Source organism: Halalkalibacter akibai JCM 9157, assembly GCF_000513135.1.
Taxonomy (GTDB): Bacteria; Bacillota; Bacilli; order Bacillales; family Bacillaceae_D; genus Halalkalibacter; species Halalkalibacter akibai.
The window spans coordinates 1-16,448 of record NZ_BAUV01000063.1 but is presented as its reverse complement, the minus strand read 5'-3'; the positions used below and the strand labels follow the sequence as shown (position 1 = coordinate 16,448).

Genomic DNA, 16,448 nt, shown 5'->3' with positions numbered 1-16,448 from the left:
TTGGAAAGGTCTTTTTATCGGGGTCTGACCCCAGTGCTTTAAAGCTCTAAAGTGGTGGGATCGATAGAAAAAAAGCGCAATGCTTAAGATGTTGCGATAGCATTACGCTTTTTTTGGCTAATTCGTTAAATACATTTGTGTATGTTCCACGGTTTCTTGATAAGATCTCCCGACAACGGAGGTAAACTCTGCTTCTGCAAAAGGGTAAACTTTCCATGTTGTTTGCTGGACAATGGTTGGTTCAATATGAGGATTGCTGACTTCTATTGTAACGGCATCTCCTTTTGTTCTTTTCGTAATGTCTAACGTGGCGACTCCGCCAATGTCTGTTAAACCGAAGTCCTGTGACGATATAAAATTTCCTAATGAATAGAAAACGGTCGTTTCATACCCAGATTCTTGGGTGATCACTTCAATTGGTTGCAACACGTGTGGATGGTGACCGAAAATCACATCAACTCCCCACTCAGAAAGCTGCTCGGCTAGATGGCGTTGCTCGTCGTTTGGTTCATTTTCATATTCGGCGCCCCAGTGCATGTGGACGATGAGCACATCGACTTTATCACGGAGGTGTTTAACATCGTTTTCGATTCTGTTCGGGTCAATTAAGGCAACGATGTTTTCATAGCCTGAAGGAATCGGGATCCCGTTAGTACCATATGTATAAGCGAGTACACCTAAGTCAATTCCATCGACCGTCATGATCCGATCTCTTAGACGATCTTCAGTATCTCGATAAACTCCAACATACTCCATCCCTATTTCATCATAGAAATCTAGTGCACTCTCTACTGCAGCCACACCTCGATCAAGCGTATGGTTATTTGCGCCGATCAGCATGTCCACTCCTAGCGATTGCAAGTCACTAACGATTTCATGAGGACTATTAAACTGAGGATATGTAGATAATCCTAACTCTATTCCGCCTGGCATAGATTCTTGATTGGCCATCATAAAGTCAGGCGCTTGTAGAAGTGACTCGACCGCTTCTAGTTGCGGGATGAAATCATAGCCTTTAGGAGTTTGGGCTTTTTTATAGACTCTACTATGAAGAAGCACATCCCCAACCGAGCCAATTGTGATAGTAGTTTCTTGTTCTGTTTCTTCAACTTCGGCTTTGATCTTGGCTTCTATAATCTCCGCTTCTATCAGCGGCGGATCAACAATTTCCTGAACTGTAATTTCATCCGCTTGTTGACAGGCAGTTATGGTCATTGTAAGGATTAGTAAGTATATAAATGATAAGCTTTTCATTATAATAAACCCCTTCCCGTTTTTGGGAGTCTCTTATTATTATAATCTAGTAAGCTACTCATTTAATATAGATTTCGACAATTTTCCGGGAAATTTTCTTCTAGGGGTCTGACCCCCAGCGCTTTAAAGCTTTAACGCAGTGGGGGTCTGACCCCCAAAAAAGGAGGAGCGCCACATTCGGCCCCCCTCCTTCATCACCTATTTATTTTCCTTCTTGCTTGCTAGTATCTTTTTTCCAGTGCTCTACGTTTTTCAGACCTGGTACTGAATCAGCGAAGAATACTGGGTTTTTCCCTGCCTTACGCTGTTTTCCGTAATCTGTTAGTGTAGCAAAGGCAAACTTACCTAGTAGGAAGATAACGAGAATATTCATTAACGCCATTAATCCCATTGTTAAATCAGCCATGTCCCATACTAGACTGAACTCCGCAGTAGCACCGAACAATACCATTCCAATCGCAGCTAAACGGTAGATCATGATAGATAGCTTACTCTTTTTGATAAACTCGATATTTGTTTCACCATAGTAGTAGTTACCGATAATTGAACTAAAAGCAAACAAGAATATCGCAATCGCTACAAAGATGCTAGCCCAGTCTCCAATTTGAGAAGCTAAAGCATTTTGTGTTAATTCAATTCCGACTGCTCCAGAAGCAAAATCTCCTGAAATTAAAATGATGAAAGCAGTCGCACTACAAATGATGAGCGTATCCACAAATACACCTAGTGACTGAATCAAACCTTGTTTAGCTGGGTGACTAACATGAGCAGTTGCCGCCGCATTTGGCGCACTACCCATACCAGCTTCGTTAGAGAATAATCCACGCTTGATTCCCATCATCATCGCAGCTCCGATCCCACCACCAATTGCTTGCTCTAAACCAAAGGCACTTTGGAAGATAAGAGCGAACACACTTGGAATCGCTGGAATGTTCATGATAATGACAACGAAGGCTACCACTAAGTAGATTAAAGCCATTACCGGAACAACGATTGCTGTTACTTTCGCAATTCGGTGTACTCCACCAAAAATGATGACTGCTGTTAAGACAGCAACGATGACACCAACAACAGTTGTATTCGAATCAAATGCACCATTCATCGCCGCGGCAATCGTGTTAGATTGAACTGAGTTGAAAACAAGTCCAAAACAGAATGTAATTAAGATCGCAAAGATAATTCCAAGCCATCTTGCTCCTAAAGCTTTCTCCATATAGTAAGCTGGACCACCACGGAACCCGTCTCCGTCCTTTACTTTATAGATCTGAGCAAGGGTACTCTCCACAAAAGCTGTCGCAGAACCTAAAAGAGCAATAACCCACATCCAGAAAATCGCACCTGGGCCACCAAGAGCAATAGCTGATGCCACACCAGCTAAGTTTCCTGTACCAACGCGTGAAGCCGTACTGATACAAAACGCTTGAAAACTAGAAACGGTCTTTTTTCCAGTCGAAACCGTTTCTTTATCAGTGAGAAGACGGAACATTTCACCAATGTATCTAAACTGAACAAAACGAGATGCAACCGTGAAATAAATTCCGGCAATGATTAACAAAGCAATTAACAGGTAACTCCAAAGTATGTCGTTTCCGACAGAAACAATGTTATTAATGATATTACTAATAAAATCCAATGTCGTTTCTCTCCCTTATTTCTCTTTTGACACCATGTAAGCGATTGCGCAGAAATGGTACTTACCACATTATAATAGGAAAAAAGAGAAAAAAGCTAGATATTAGCTATATTCATATAATTTAGATAATTTGAGGGGTCTGACCCCCAGCGCTTTAAAGCTTTAACGTAGTGGGGGTCAGACCCCCTCTCTACCCTCTCGTGAGTAAAACGCCTCCAAATAATCGACAGCTTGGAATGCTGCTTGATTCGTTTCTTCTATCTTTTCTTTCGCAAATTGAATAAACTCTATGTACTCTTCACTTCGCATGTTACACTCTAATGCTTTCTTGACGATTTGTTCCCAAATGTTTTCTTGTCGTCTTACTTTGATTTTATTTATCTTAGATGTCATCATTTAGTTACGCCGCCCCTATCATTTGTTTTCTACTTACTCTATACGGTTGTGATTGAAATTTTAAGGGGGTAACTATCATTTAAGATTCTTGTTTTAATAGAAGGCAATACAATCTCAACTGCTCCCTATCTATCTCATCCTCCTTTCATAATTCTCCTTAAATTCGTGTAAACTAAATAAAACTATGGCTTTTACTAACGAAAGGACTTTGTCATGACGGATATGCATCTAGTCTTTGCTATTTTATTGATTACAACGATTTGCTTTTTGGTGCCGCGGTTTCGGGCTGATCTTGTGGCGATTAGTGCGCTGCTCGCTTTGTTATTGACCGGACTTGTGACGGTTCCAGAGGCGTTTGCTGGATTTTCGAATAGCGTGGTTATTATGATTGCAGCTTTGTTTATTGTCGGTGAGGGTGTTTTTCAAAGCGGATTGGCTCAGAAGGCTGGAAACCTGCTTGTAACGAAAACAGGCAATAGTGAATGGAAGTTGACGATCTTTATGCTTTTGCTTGTTGCTGTGTTAAGTGGTTTTATGAGTAATACGGGGACAGTTGCGATTTTGCTCCCTGTCGTTGTTAGCTTATGTCGGCAAATGCAGCTACATCCTGGTAAGCTGTTAATTCCCCTAGCATTCGCTAGTAGTATGGGCGGGGCTCTTACGTTGATCGGGACGGCTCCGAACTTGATTGCGAGTCAGAGCTTACACGATTATGGCTACGAGGCTCTTTCGTTCTTTTCTTTTACGCCGATTGGTCTTGCGATGCTTGCGGTCGGAATTGTTTATTTGTGGTTTTTCGGCCGGAAATGCTTGATCAACCAGTGGAGGAGAAGGAAGGTTCTGCGGCTACCTTTGACGCGTCTGAGTTAGTCGAGCAATACGGGATCTCGCGTTTCATCCATGCTGTGAAACTGCCAGCTCAAAGCTCTTTGGTAGGAAACATGTTAAAAGAGCTCCACTGGCCTAGAACTTATGAGGTGACGGTGTTAGAAGCCGTTAAGCAAGACGCGCCTCGGTTTCGGTTAGCTGGTCGCACCCCCTCGCAGCGGATTACCGTCAGCCCTTCCTATGTGTTAGAGGGTGAGGATATTTTACTCATCTATGCGGAAGACGAAGCGCTGAAAAAACTACTTGCCGAAACAGACCTTGAATTGGAACAACAAGCCTATCAGATTGAGCAAGGTCATTTAGCGGAAGTGATTTTAACACCGCGGTCGCGACTGCTGAATCAAACGATTACGCAAGTACAGTTTCGAGAAAAGTATGGGTTAACCGTTCTTGCGATGAAGCACCAATTTAAAGAAGCGATCAAAACGAAAGCCAATGAAAAGCTTTTATACGGTGATTCGATTTTAGTTCACGGGAAATGGAAAGACATTAACCTGTTATCAGCAGAGAAAAATGATACTGTTGTGTTAAAGTCAGCAGCGGAAGAAACCGATCTGGCCCATCAGACGAATCGAAGCCTGATTGCGGGAATTATTTTAATAGGAATGCTGCTGTTTATGGTGTTTGAGTGGTTACCTGCTGTTGTTTCGATTGTGATTGCGGCGGTTCTGATGATTTTTACAGGGTGTGTGAGACAAACCGATCAAGCGTACTCATCAATTAATTGGCAAACCGTGATTTTAATTGCTTGTATGCTGCCAATGGCGACTGCCTTGGAAAATACGGGTGGTGTGACCTTTATGTCGGAGGGGCTTATCTCGATGTTAGGCGGGGTTGGGCCGATTGCGGTATTAATCGGGTTGTATGCGATCACGTCTGCTTTTAGTCAGTTTATTAGTAACACGGCGACGGCGGTCTTGCTTTTCCCCGTTGCGATTTTAACAGCTGAGCAAATGAGTGTCAGTCCGGTCCCAATGGTGATGGCGGTTGCCTTTTCAGCCAGTATGGCATTTGCAACACCTGTTGCGACTCCGCCAAATGCGATGGTTATGGCGGCAGGGAAATATACGTTTCTTGATTTTGTCCGTGTCGGCATTCCCTTGCAAATTCTCATTGCGATTGTCGCGGTGTTGTTGCTTCCTTTGTTTTTTCCTTTTTAAATTCAAACTCTTTAAGGACGATCGCAAAGACTGTTTGCGATCGTCTTTTTTTAAAGGGAAATATTCAGTCCACGGCGAATTTTTGATAAAAATAGGAGTGATGTTTATTGAAAAAACGAATCGTTCTATTCCTTTTCGCTCTACTAATAGCCACAACGGTTTGGTACACCTTTCCGAAAACGCTTGTCAAGCAGCTGGACGGTGTCTATTACCAGTTAGGAAAAGATGAGATCATCCGAAACATAGCCGTTCAAATTGACGGAACACTGCAAAAAAGTTTACTAGGAAAGCGAACATTTAAAGGCGAAATTAAGATTGAAGGAGAAGACTTTGTTGTTCCTGCTAATCAAAGGCAGCTCGAACTCACATTTTCAAAAGCTGATAATCGAGGCTTTCTTAATTATGGATATGTCGATGATGAAGCAAATCCAAAAGTCTATTCGTACGGTGTCATTTATATGAATCCAGATTTCACTGAGTTTACAATTGCAAAATATGAGAAGGATCATGAGGAGGATTTTGGCGGGTCATGGAGCGGAGCGGATGGTTTCATGATCACGGCACCTGCTGATGATCGTGCTTCGGCGATTACTATATCCAACCGGTTAATGAAAAATTTCTTGTTAGAGGGCGACCTTTTACGGTAAAAGGAGCCCGCTCTTTTATCCATTTGGATATAACACCTTTAGATCTTTTCGAAATTCAGGGTGAAGCTCGACTCCTGGCCGAATCTCTCTCACCATCTGTTCTGCTTTTTCAACTGAATCGGCGATCCTAAGCTCTAGTAGTACACCAGTGGCCACGCTACCTGCGCGACTTTCCCCACCTTTTCAATGAAGGACGATCTTTTTGCCTTCCTGGTAGGCTGTCACCACATGGGCAATGGCTTCTTGTAAAAGCGCAGCTTGGTTAGGCTTGCCATCGACTAATGGGACGTACTTGGTGGCAACTTTTTGCCTTGCTTCTGTTTCATCCACTTCAACGCGAACGTCCACAACGACTTGCGCTTGTTCTTTTTCAATGACTCGGTTTACTGCTGGTAAACCACAAACAAAGATTCCGTTTAGAATGGACTGATACTCGTTCATCTAGACAGGCCTCCTTTTCGATTTGGCTCTTTACTATACCAAAAAGGCTGTTCAGACGGAAGTTATCCGCTTGAACAGCCTAGACGTTTAAATGCTTTTCTTCATTTCCCACTTTGTAACAGACAGCTGACATGGTTGATCGGAGAAAAAGGAGATGCCCTTTGATGATGCTTTCGGGTACACTCTTCCTGTTAAAACCTTTTCGCCGTCATTGACAAATACTTCGATAGAAGAATGGTCAACAAAGATTCGTAAATGTAATTGCTCTTGGTCCTTTACTGGGGCTTTACGAATGCCTTTTGGTCCTGCACCTGACTGCTCACGATCAAAGCTAAAGACGCTCGCTGCACGGTCATACTGCAGCACCGTTTTTTCTTGCTGATCTTCACTAGTTAATAAATTTAGTCCAACGGTTGACGCGGCCTTTAGATCAAACGTTAACTCGAGTTCCAGTTGTGTTCCGTTCACTTCTGGAAGTTCTAAATGACCATTTAATTCAACGTTTTGGTGACTAACTTCACGCTCTCGCAGTAAGGTCATTTCCGGAATTGGTCTTGAAATCAGCTTTCCTTCTTCTAAGAATAGTTGGCGCGGTATCGTCATCGCCCCCGCCCAACCAAATTCCTGCTCAGGCATCTCACTTTCCCACATCGCCATCCACGCCATCATAATCCGGCGGCCTTGGTCATCTGTCGTTGTTTGCGGAGCGTAAAAATCAAAGCCGTAATCGAGCATTTCGAACTCGCCGTGCTCCAGTTTCCCTGTTTGATAATCAAGGTTTCCGACTACATAGCCTGCTTGGTGCAAGTTTTGATACATGTCGCCTACCGGTTTTACTCCTTGCGGGGACATGACTAAAACATCGTGGCCGTCAATTTCAAAAATATCCGGGCACTCCCACATGAAACTAAAATTGTTCTCTCCTTTAGCTGCAACAGAGACAAACTCCCAGTCGATCAGATTTTCAGAGCGGTATAATAAAATTTGGCCTTCTTCATCGTTTGTTCGAGATCCTAGCACACAGTAGTAATACTGATCTTTTTTCCAAACCTTTGGATCCCTGAAATGAAATGGATGAATGTCTCCTTCCGGTGTTTTAGCAATGACCGGGTTGTCTGGTAGCTTGTCAAAATGAATGCCATCCTCACTTACGGCTAAGCATTGTACTTGCAGTAAGTCTGTATCTCCGTTTGGTCCCGTCCATTTGTTGCCGGTATACATTAGATACATTTTTCCGTCTTTTTCAAAGGCACTTCCTGAAAAACAACCGTCAACATCGTAGTCCTCGCTTGGAGCCAATGCGATCGGCAGGTGTTCCCAGTTGACTAAATCCTTACTTTTCACATGTCCCCAGTGCATCGGTCCCCATTTTGGCGAGTAAGGGTGATGTTGATAAAATAAATGATACTCACCGTTAAAGTAACTGAAGCCGTTTGGATCATTAATCCAATTGCTTGTGACGCTACATGGTAGCCCAGGCGCCAGTGATTTTCAGCTACTTTGTTTTTGAGCTTTTCAATTTCTTGATTTGCTTTTTCTAGTTGTTGTTTATGATTAAGCATCCACTCACTCCTATCTCTACTGTTTCTTTTAAGCTTCTAATACAACGGCCTCAAATGGTCTTAATGCGCGACCGCTAAATGGACTTTCATAATTAGTTAATAGCGGGTTCCCAGCTAATTCTTCTAATTGAATACTAGAGTTGGTGAAATTAGCTAGCACGACTAACTTCTGCCCCGCGTATTCTCGTGTGTAACCCAATATAGAATCGTTCTCAGTTAAAATTGACTGATAGACTCCGTTTACGATTGTCTCGCTGTATTCACTCGTTTTGCGCAGCTCAATTAGTTTTTTATAATAATGAAGAACCGAAGACGGGTCTTTTAGTTGTTGTTCAACATTAATCGCTTTGTAGTTTTCGTTAACAGGAAGCCAAGGTTGGCCGTTAGTAAAATCTGCATGAGTTGTTTCATCCCACTGCATCGGCGTACGTGAGTTGTCGCGACTACGTCTCCAAACTGATTGCAACGCTTCCTCTGAAGAAAGCCCCGCTTGCAGCGCCATCTCATATTGATCGGTTGAAGCTAGATCGTCATACACGTCGATTGACTCATACTGCACATTCGTCATGCCAAGCTCTTGCCCTTGATAAATAAACGGCGTTCCTTTTAAGAGAAAGTAGAAGGTTGCGAGCATTTTAGCTGCTTTGCTTCTATCCGCTTCAGCGACTTCTCCTAAAAATTTGTTTAACGAGCGCGGTTGGTCATGGTTTTCTAGATAAAGTGCACCCCAGCCACTTTCGTTTAAGTGCGTTTGGCTTTTCGTAATCGCCGTTTTTAGATCATGTAAACTCCAATTAACAGGCTCGAACCATTTGCCATCTTTTCCGATATCTAAATCAACATGATCGAATTCAAAAAGCATGTCAAAATAACCATTATCACCGATATAACTCGGCATTGCTTCAGGCTTGACACCCGGTGCCTCAGCTACTGTGACTAAGTCGAAGTTAGCGAACGTTTTTTGCTTTAGTTCTGTAAGAAAATCGCCGATTCCTGTTTGGTTTAAACAAGCATGAGAGATGAGTGCAAGGCCATCGCGATCAGTGGTTGGGAGATCTTCTGTCAGATTGCCTTTTTTAATAAAAGTGATCGCATCGACTCTAAAGCCATCGACTCCTTTTTCCACCCACCAGTTCACCATGTTAAACAGCGTCTCTCGCACTTCTTCGTTTTCCCAGTTTAAATCTGGTTGTTTTTTTGAAAACGTGTGAAGGTAGAATTGTTCGGTTGTCTGATCCCATTCCCACGCTGAACCACCGAAGATTGAGCGCCAGTTATTAGGCGCTGACCCGTCTTCTTTCGGATTTCTCCATATATACCAATCTCTCTTCGGATTTGAGAGACTTGCTTTAGATTCAATAAACCACTTGTGCTCGTCAGATGTATGGTTGATGACTAAATCCATCATCAGCTTCATATTGCGCTTTTTTGCTTCTGCTACTAATGTTTCAAAGTCTTGAAGAGAGCCAAATTCCGCTGCAATATCTTGATAGTCTGAAATATCATAGCCATTATCATCCATTGGAGATGGATAAATCGGGCAGATCCAAATCATATCAATGCCTAGAAAAGCTAGATAATCTAGCTTTTCGATTAAGCCTTTTAAATCGCCAATTCCATCACCATTCGAATCGTTAAAGCTTTTCGGGTAAATCTGATAGATCACTGACTTTTGCCACCATTTTTGCTCCATTACTTGATCGCTCCATCCATAACGCCTTTAATGACTTGTTTTTGTAAAATAATGAAGAAGATGAGGATCGGAATCATCGCTAACACAAGTCCCGCCATCGCTGGCCCGAATGCAGATGTGTATTGGCCAAAGAAATAGAAAGTTGAAAGCGGAATTGTGCGGTTGCTTTCAGACACTAACACTAACGCTGGTAATAAGAAGTCATTCCAAATCCATAAAACATCTAAAATCACGATTGTGACAGTAATCGGCTTTAACATCGGAAATACAACTTTCCAAAACACTTGTAGTCTTGAAGCCCCGTCAATGATCGCTGCTTCTTCTAATTCAACCGGAATATTTTTAATAAAACCGTGGTACATAAAGGTTGCAAGACCAAGACCAAATCCTAAGTAGAAGAACATTAAGATCCACTTACTGTTTAGTAAGCCTAAGTTACCAAAGATTGATACAAACGGAATCATAAGTGCCTGGAACGGAATAATCATCGACGCAATCAATAGCAAGAAAATCCATCCGTTTACTTTCCATTTCCAGCGAACGAGGTAATAAGCAAACATCGAAGAAAAGACAATAATCAATAACACTGACACCGTTGTAATTAAAACCGAGTTCCAGAGCGCTGACATGAAATTCATCGTCTGATACGCTTCAATGTAGTTAGCAAACGACCAAGTCGTTGGTAGAGCTAATGGATTGGTAACAATATCTAAACGCTCTTTAAAAGAGTTGATTAACACTAAAACAAACGGAAAGAAATACAAAACAAACAATGTTAACGACAGCATAAACAAAAGCGTATTTCGTATTTGTTTCTTTCTAGCACGAGTTAGAAATGGTTTACTAGATTGTTGAGCCATTATGATTCCACCTCCATCTTTTTCATGATTCGTACTTGGCTAATCGCAATGATCGCGACAATTAAGAAAAGAATAAATGCTTTTGCCTGACCTGATCCGTAATTTTGATACAAGAAAGCATCGTTATAAATGTGCATAGCAATTAATTCCGTCGAGCGGAACGGCCCACCGTTTGTTAACGATAAGTTAACGTCGTAAACTAAAAAGCTTCGTTGCAGCGTTAAGAATAAACTGATCGTGAAAGCTGGTATCATTAGTGGAACTTGAATCTTCAGCATTTTCTGCCATGCATTCGCTCCGTCTAGATCAGCTGCTTCAAGAAGTGATTTATTGATTCCCGCTAATCCTGCAATGTAAATTAACATCATGTAACCCGAACTTTGCCAAACCCCAACAATGACAAGTGTCCAAAATGCTTTATCTGGATCTGCTAGCCATGATGCCTGGAAAATCGTCATACCTGTTGCTTCCCCAAAATAAACGATTACTCGCGTGAAAATAAACTGCCAAATGAATCCTAAGATAATTCCCCCAATTAAGTTAGGAGTGAAAAAGCCCATTCGGAAAAAGTTTTGTCCTCTTAAACCACTTGTAACAAGTAACGCTAATCCGAACGCAATCACGTTTGTGAAAACAAGTGTGAAAACGACATATTTAAAGGTAGTGCCCATTGAATCCCAAAATCCTGGATCCGTAAAAGCAATTTTATAGTTTTCAAAACCTCGAAATTCTAGTAACGAACCTGAAAATCCAGTCCATGTCGTAAATGTCATCGCAACCCCTAGTACTAATGGAATTAACATGACTACCGTAAAAGCAAACAGCGGAATCGCTGCGAAAGTACCTACTACCTTCAGTTTGTCTATTAGTGTTTTTTCGTTATACACGGTCGGTACCCCCTACCATTTTTTCTGTAAACAAGCTTTGCTTGCTCATCGGGAAACGTTTGACATAAAAGACAAACCCTTTCCGACAAGCAACCGTTTTTTAATAAAGGGGGATAAGCAATGAACAGCTTATCCCCTTAACCGTTCCTACTCTTTTACTGACTGCCAGTAGCTTTCAAACTCGTTAATTAGACCAGCTTCGTCGATGTTGTCAGAAAGATATTTTTGTAAACTTGCTCCCATTGCTGGGAAACCGTCTGCTGGATAGTAAGTGTTGACCCACTCCAACGTGTTGTTGCCTTCCATGTAACCAAGTACTGATAAAGATAGAGAGTCTTCCGGTAAGACTTGGAAGTTATCAAACACAGGAATTAGGTTTAAGCCATTTACATAGTGCTCTTGGCCTTCTTCAGATGCTACTAACCAGTTTAAGAATGCTTTTGCTGCTTCTTGTTGTGCTTCTGTTGATTGTGCTGCGTCAACAACCCAGTAAGAAGGAACTCCTACTGAAATTTCGCTATTTCCGTAATCAGAAGCATCATTGCTAATTGGTACAGGTAAGAAACCGTATTCACCTTCAGGATCAATCTCAGCTAATTGCGGATATGCCCAGTTCCCCATGAACCATAATCCAACTTTTCCACCTGCTAATGCTAATGGACCGTCATCGTATTGTGGTGCTAGTGGAGAATTTTTAGCAGAGTTATACTCTTTCATTAAGTCCATCGTTGTTAACCAACCTTGGAATACATCGTTATCCGCTAGGGAAACGTTACCATCTTTTATGTCTTGTAAGAACTGATGACGCTCATCGCGGTCACTTGATTGTGCTGCAAAAAGTGGATTTGTAAAATGCGCCCCTAATGACCAATCCATTGGAGAAACATGAATAGGATCCACGCCTTCAAGTGCTTCTAAGCTTTCAAGTAATTCTTTCAATTGATCATGCGTACGAACCGTCGCTGGATCAAAATCGCCACCTACCGCTTGATCAAGAACCGCTTTGTTGTAGATGAAACCAAATGCTTCTACTGTTAATGGCTGACCATACACACTGTCATCTACCGTAACAAAATCAACCATACCTTCTTGAACCGTTTCCATCCAAGGCTCGTTTGATAAATCTAATAGGTTTTCTTGGAATACATCAAATTCTGATCCCATCATCATAATCGTCGGAGCATTTCCAGATGCATATAGTGACGTCATTCTTTCATATGCGTTTGAACCCGCTAAAGGAATAACCGTTACTTTCACATTGTTTTCCGCAGAGAATTCTGCAATCGCTGCATCAAATTGTTTTGCAATCTCAGGCTTTCCTAATAGAATTGAAATTTCAGTTGCTTTCCCAGAACCTTCCGCCGCTCCCGTGTTACCTTCTTGCTCGGAAGTTGAATCTGTATCTCCTCCACCACAAGCTGCTAATGTTAAAAGAGCCATTAAAACTAGTAATGACAATAGTTTTTTCATCTAACTTTCCCCCTACTCAATCTGTTAATTAGTAAAACGCTTACAAGAATCATATTACTATGTGTCAAAAAGTATGTCAATCGTTTTCATACTCGTAATCATATATTTATTTTTGTAGGTTTATAACTTGTATTAAATGTTCATTTTCATAGTATATATAGTGCTTTTCTCTATCAATCGAGCTTGTTTCATCTAAATATCGAGTATGGTAAGGTTTTCACAATACTGCTATACTATTTTCATACATGTCATATAACGAGTAAAATAAATGTATAGATAAGCGGTAAATGAGAGGGGAAGTTTGATTATGGCTAACATAAAAGATGTTGCCAAACGAGCAGGCGTGTCTGTCACAACTGTTTCAAGGGTAATGAATAATCGCGGGTATATCGGGAAAGAAACTCGAAAAAAAGTCGAAGATGCGATGGCTGAAATGAACTATTTTCCTAATCAAATAGCAAGAGCACTTCAGAAAAGCCAGTCTTATATATTAGGAGTCATCGTTCCTGACTCGAACCACCCGTTCTTCTCTGAATTGATTAAGTATATTGAGATGTACGCAAATGAGCAAAATTATAAAATTCTTATTTGTAATTCGTTAGATGAACCTGAGAAGGAATCACATTATATTAGCATGCTTCGTGAAAATCGAGTCGATGGCATTATTATGTGTAGTCATACGCTAGATATTGAGGAGTATAAAGCTGTTAACTTTCCGATCGTGACGTTTGACCGAATTATTTCAGAGAGATTTCCTTATGTTGCTTCTGATAATTATCGGGGTGGTGAAATTGCGACGACTCATTTGATTGAGTCCGGTTGCAAGCGTTTACTACACATTTCTGGACCTTTAAAGCTAGACTTGTTGGCGAATAGAAGAGCGGATGCCTTTAAGCTTACTTGCATGAGGCATCATATTGAACACGAGATCATTGAAGGGTCGAACGATAATCTTACATTTGAGTATTTTAGTGAGTTTATTGAGAATGAAATATCAGGTTCGCTGTCTAGCTTTGATGGCGTTTTTTGTAGTAATGATATCGTGGCTTATGCGCTCTATCTCCACGCAACCGAGAGAGGTATTCAAGTTCCTGAACAGTTGAAAATCGTCGGCTATGATTATCACAGCTTCACAAGAATGTTGCAAACCCCAAGGCTTACGACGATTAAGCAACCCGTGATTAGGATTGGAAAAGTGTTAAGCTCGACATTGATCAACTTAATCGAAACGGACGATGAAGATACGATTAACAATACGATTGTCGATGTTAGTTTGGTAAAAGGGCAGACGACTTAACAAGGATGTTGAAAACGGTTTATAACGGTCGCTGACATAATGGAGGTTGTGGGTTGAGAAGAATTTGGTTGGCTCCGCTTTTAGTCAGTTCTTGTATGATCATTGGCTTTCTCTTGTTTGTTTTTTTGAGTAATCCGCTTGTGATTAATGGAGCTTCTACCTACACGGATGGTAAGGGACGGCAGGAGATTGTTTTTCAGCTCGATAATGAAGGCTATCGAAACATAACGATTTTAGATGTGACGATCGACTCATCGCAACCTTCTTCTGTGGCGCTCGGGGTGAGCTATGATACGGGGCAACATGTCCAAAGCGGTGTCGATAATCCATTGATTTTGTTTATGGAAGTAGATACAGAAGCCATTAGACCGCGTTTAAATAAGGAACAGATCGACGAAGCGCTCAGAAAAAAAGAAATGACTCCTATTCATTACGGTATTTTAGTAACAAATACTGGAGAATGGCTTGAAGGGATGACGATTACTTATTCGTATTTTGGTGTTCACGTAAGGAAGAAAGTTGATTTGCGGAGATGGACTGTTGATTAAGATGATGGAAAAATCGTTTCCTCTATGTCTACCTGTCCACTTTTTGAGTATTCTACCGTTATTTGGTGAAAATAGGTGGACAGGGTAATAAGGAGGCACACTAGGTGAATACGAATTTTCTCCACCTCACAATTGAGTTAACCGTTGGTTTCATGGCTCTTATCTTAGTTACGAAGATTCTTGGCAAAACGCAAATTACACAACTTACTCCCTTCTATTTTATTTCTGCTTTAATTCTTGGAGAACTTTTAGGTAATGCCATATACGATAAGGAAATCGGCTTGAAATATGTTCTCTACGCGTTAACATTATGGGCCACGCTTATTTTTGCGATTGAATTGCTTACTCAAAAATTTAAAGGGACACGCTCTCTTCTTGAAGGGAAACCTTCGATTGTGATTCGAGATGGATACATTGATTTTCAAGAGCTGAAGAAAAATCGGCTGGATATCAATCAATTACAAATTCTTCTTAGAAAAAAAGATGTTTTCTCTGTTCGGGAAGTGGCCTACGCGATTCTTGAATCTGATGGTTCTGTTAGCGTCATGAAAAAATCAATGTATGACTCCACTACGAAGCAAGATATCAATGCCGCGCCAAAACCAGTTTTCTTACCAACTACTGTTATTTCGGATGGTGAGATTTTATATGACAATTTAGCAGAAGCTGGCTATAGCGAGGATTGGCTGCGTAGTGAGCTGAATAACCTTGGAATCGTGAATGTTAAACAGGTTTTTTATGCAGAATGGTTAGAGGGCGATTCGCTTTTTATTAATAGTTATCGTTAATGTGAACGGAAAAGAGCCCCGATTATTGGTAATCGGGGCTCTTTTCGTGTGGCGTTTCATGCTGGCTTTTATTGACTAGCACTTACTGCTGTTCTTCGATTTTTTTCGGCTCTGGGTATTCATAGCCTTTTGTATCAACGGTTACAGTCGCCATGCGCTGTTCTTCGTTCGGCTTGTCCATAGCATCTCTGTCTACAGACACGATCGCGTCTACCACTTCGATCCCGTCGATTACTTTTCCGAATCCTGCATATTGGCCATCAAGGTTAGCTGCATGCTCGACCATGATGAAAAATTGTGAACCGCCTGAGTTCGGGTCATTTGTTCTAGCGACTGAAATCACGCCACGCTCATGTAACAGCGGATTCTCAAATCCGTTAGCAGAAAATTCTCCTTCGATTGAATAACCAGGTCCACCCATTCCAGTTCCTTCAGGGTCTCCGCCTTGGATCATGAATCCAGGGATGACGCGGTGAAAGATTAAACCATCGTAGAAGCCATCTTGTGCTAATGAGATGAAATTCGCAACCGTATTAAACGCAATGTTCGGGTAAAGCTCAAGAACAATCTCATCGCCACTTTCCATCGTAATGGTCACAATTGGGTTTTCTTCTACCGTTACTTCCTCTTCTGGCTCAGTTGTTTCTGTTTGTTCCGTTTCCTCTATAGACTCTTCTACTTCTTGTCCCTCTTCAGTTGCCGTTCCACAAGCTGTAAGCAGTAAGAGCAAAGCCGTTATTAAAATCGTTAAGCCGTTTTTCATTGTGTTCCTCCTTGTTAATGCGGTTATTGATATGGACATATTGTAGCACTAAAGTCGGCTGGAAGCACCTGCTCAGCTAGCGGATTTGCTCAATTACATAATTTTTCACTTCTTTTTTGGGGTCTGACCCCCAGCGCTTTAACGCTTAAACGCGGTGGGGG

18 protein-coding genes are annotated in these 16,448 nt (G+C 41.5%); 6 read left to right on the top strand and 12 right to left on the bottom strand.

The features are described 5' to 3' along the window. Nucleotides 1-117: 117 nt before the first annotated feature. The 3 genes from JCM9157_RS20735 to JCM9157_RS20725 form a co-directional block, all read right to left on the bottom strand. Nucleotides 118-1,254 carry a CapA family protein gene (locus JCM9157_RS20735; protein WP_035667878.1) on the bottom strand — a complete coding sequence of 379 codons (1,137 nt, stop codon included), beginning with the start codon at nt 1,252-1,254 and terminating at the stop codon, nt 118-120. 202 nt (nt 1,255-1,456) lie between these two features. Continuing rightward, on the bottom strand, nt 1,457-2,887 hold the full coding sequence (locus JCM9157_RS20730; protein WP_162232040.1) for an alanine/glycine:cation symporter family protein: 1,431 nt from the start codon (nt 2,885-2,887) through the stop codon (nt 1,457-1,459). Nucleotides 2,888-3,064: 177 nt separating this feature from the next. Further along, a complete protein-coding gene (locus JCM9157_RS20725) occupies nt 3,065-3,283 on the bottom strand; it encodes a hypothetical protein (protein ID WP_035667876.1) in 219 nt (72 codons plus the stop codon). Nucleotides 3,284-3,496: 213 nt separating this feature from the next. On the opposite strand from JCM9157_RS20725, the gene JCM9157_RS23660 reads away from it, so the two are divergent. The 3 genes from JCM9157_RS23660 to JCM9157_RS20715 all read left to right on the top strand — a co-directional run bounded on the left by JCM9157_RS23660 (nt 3,497) and on the right by JCM9157_RS20715 (nt 5,978). After that, nucleotides 3,497-4,153 carry an SLC13 family permease gene (locus JCM9157_RS23660; RefSeq protein WP_052013292.1) on the top strand — a complete coding sequence of 219 codons (657 nt, stop codon included), beginning with the start codon at nt 3,497-3,499 and terminating at the stop codon, nt 4,151-4,153. A gap of 200 nt (nt 4,154-4,353) precedes the next feature. Next, a complete protein-coding gene (locus JCM9157_RS23655) occupies nt 4,354-5,331 on the top strand; it encodes an SLC13 family permease (RefSeq protein ID WP_158318634.1) in 978 nt (325 codons plus the stop codon). Between the two features lie 107 nt (nt 5,332-5,438). Beyond that, complete coding sequence (locus JCM9157_RS20715) at nt 5,439-5,978, top strand: hypothetical protein (protein WP_035667873.1); 540 nt, start codon at nt 5,439-5,441, stop codon at nt 5,976-5,978. A gap of 15 nt (nt 5,979-5,993) precedes the next feature. Here JCM9157_RS20715 and JCM9157_RS24970 read toward each other — a convergent pair whose 3' ends face one another. The 8 genes from JCM9157_RS24970 to JCM9157_RS20685 all read right to left on the bottom strand — a co-directional run bounded on the left by JCM9157_RS24970 (nt 5,994) and on the right by JCM9157_RS20685 (nt 12,891). Then, a complete protein-coding gene (locus JCM9157_RS24970) occupies nt 5,994-6,134 on the bottom strand; it encodes a hypothetical protein (protein WP_162831777.1) in 141 nt (46 codons plus the stop codon). Nucleotides 6,135-6,161: 27 nt separating this feature from the next. Then, nucleotides 6,162-6,419 (bottom strand): hypothetical protein, encoded by a 258-nt coding sequence (locus tag JCM9157_RS20710; RefSeq protein WP_035667870.1) that lies wholly within the window; start codon nt 6,417-6,419, stop codon nt 6,162-6,164. A gap of 87 nt (nt 6,420-6,506) precedes the next feature. Next, nucleotides 6,507-7,865 carry a glycoside hydrolase family 32 protein gene (locus JCM9157_RS20705; RefSeq protein ID WP_235715065.1) on the bottom strand — a complete coding sequence of 453 codons (1,359 nt, stop codon included), beginning with the start codon at nt 7,863-7,865 and terminating at the stop codon, nt 6,507-6,509. Beyond that, nucleotides 7,760-7,981, bottom strand: a complete 222-nt coding sequence (locus JCM9157_RS25525; RefSeq protein ID WP_235715064.1) for a hypothetical protein — start codon at nt 7,979-7,981, stop codon at nt 7,760-7,762. The genes JCM9157_RS20705 and JCM9157_RS25525 overlap by 106 nt, the downstream gene beginning before the upstream one ends. A gap of 28 nt (nt 7,982-8,009) precedes the next feature. Beyond that, a complete protein-coding gene (locus JCM9157_RS20700; RefSeq protein WP_035667867.1) occupies nt 8,010-9,674 on the bottom strand; it encodes a glycoside hydrolase family 13 protein in 1,665 nt (554 codons plus the stop codon). Continuing rightward, nucleotides 9,674-10,534: a carbohydrate ABC transporter permease gene (locus JCM9157_RS20695; protein WP_081734271.1), complete on the bottom strand. Its 861-nt coding sequence runs from the start codon at nt 10,532-10,534 to the stop codon at nt 9,674-9,676. The genes JCM9157_RS20700 and JCM9157_RS20695 overlap by 1 nt, the downstream gene beginning before the upstream one ends. Further along, entirely contained in the window at nt 10,534-11,421 is an 888-nt protein-coding gene (locus tag JCM9157_RS20690; RefSeq protein WP_035667864.1) for a carbohydrate ABC transporter permease, read from the bottom strand. Before JCM9157_RS20690 ends, JCM9157_RS20695 begins: the two co-directional genes overlap by 1 nt. A 147-nt stretch (nt 11,422-11,568) precedes the next feature. Then, complete coding sequence (locus JCM9157_RS20685; protein ID WP_035667863.1) at nt 11,569-12,891, bottom strand: ABC transporter substrate-binding protein; 1,323 nt, start codon at nt 12,889-12,891, stop codon at nt 11,569-11,571. Nucleotides 12,892-13,198: 307 nt separating this feature from the next. On the opposite strand from JCM9157_RS20685, the gene JCM9157_RS20680 reads away from it, so the two are divergent. From JCM9157_RS20680 to JCM9157_RS20670, 3 genes are all read left to right on the top strand, one after another. Next, nucleotides 13,199-14,188, top strand: a complete 990-nt coding sequence (locus JCM9157_RS20680) for a LacI family DNA-binding transcriptional regulator (protein WP_035667861.1) — start codon at nt 13,199-13,201, stop codon at nt 14,186-14,188. A gap of 53 nt (nt 14,189-14,241) precedes the next feature. Further along, entirely contained in the window at nt 14,242-14,736 is a 495-nt protein-coding gene (locus tag JCM9157_RS20675; protein WP_035667859.1) for a hypothetical protein, read from the top strand. A 104-nt stretch (nt 14,737-14,840) separates the two neighbouring features. Beyond that, entirely contained in the window at nt 14,841-15,524 is a 684-nt protein-coding gene (locus JCM9157_RS20670) for a DUF421 domain-containing protein (protein WP_035667857.1), read from the top strand. A gap of 82 nt (nt 15,525-15,606) precedes the next feature. Here JCM9157_RS20670 and JCM9157_RS20665 read toward each other — a convergent pair whose 3' ends face one another. Continuing rightward, nucleotides 15,607-16,287: a peptidylprolyl isomerase gene (locus JCM9157_RS20665; RefSeq protein WP_035667855.1), complete on the bottom strand. Its 681-nt coding sequence runs from the start codon at nt 16,285-16,287 to the stop codon at nt 15,607-15,609. Between the last annotated feature and the right edge of the window lie 161 nt (nt 16,288-16,448).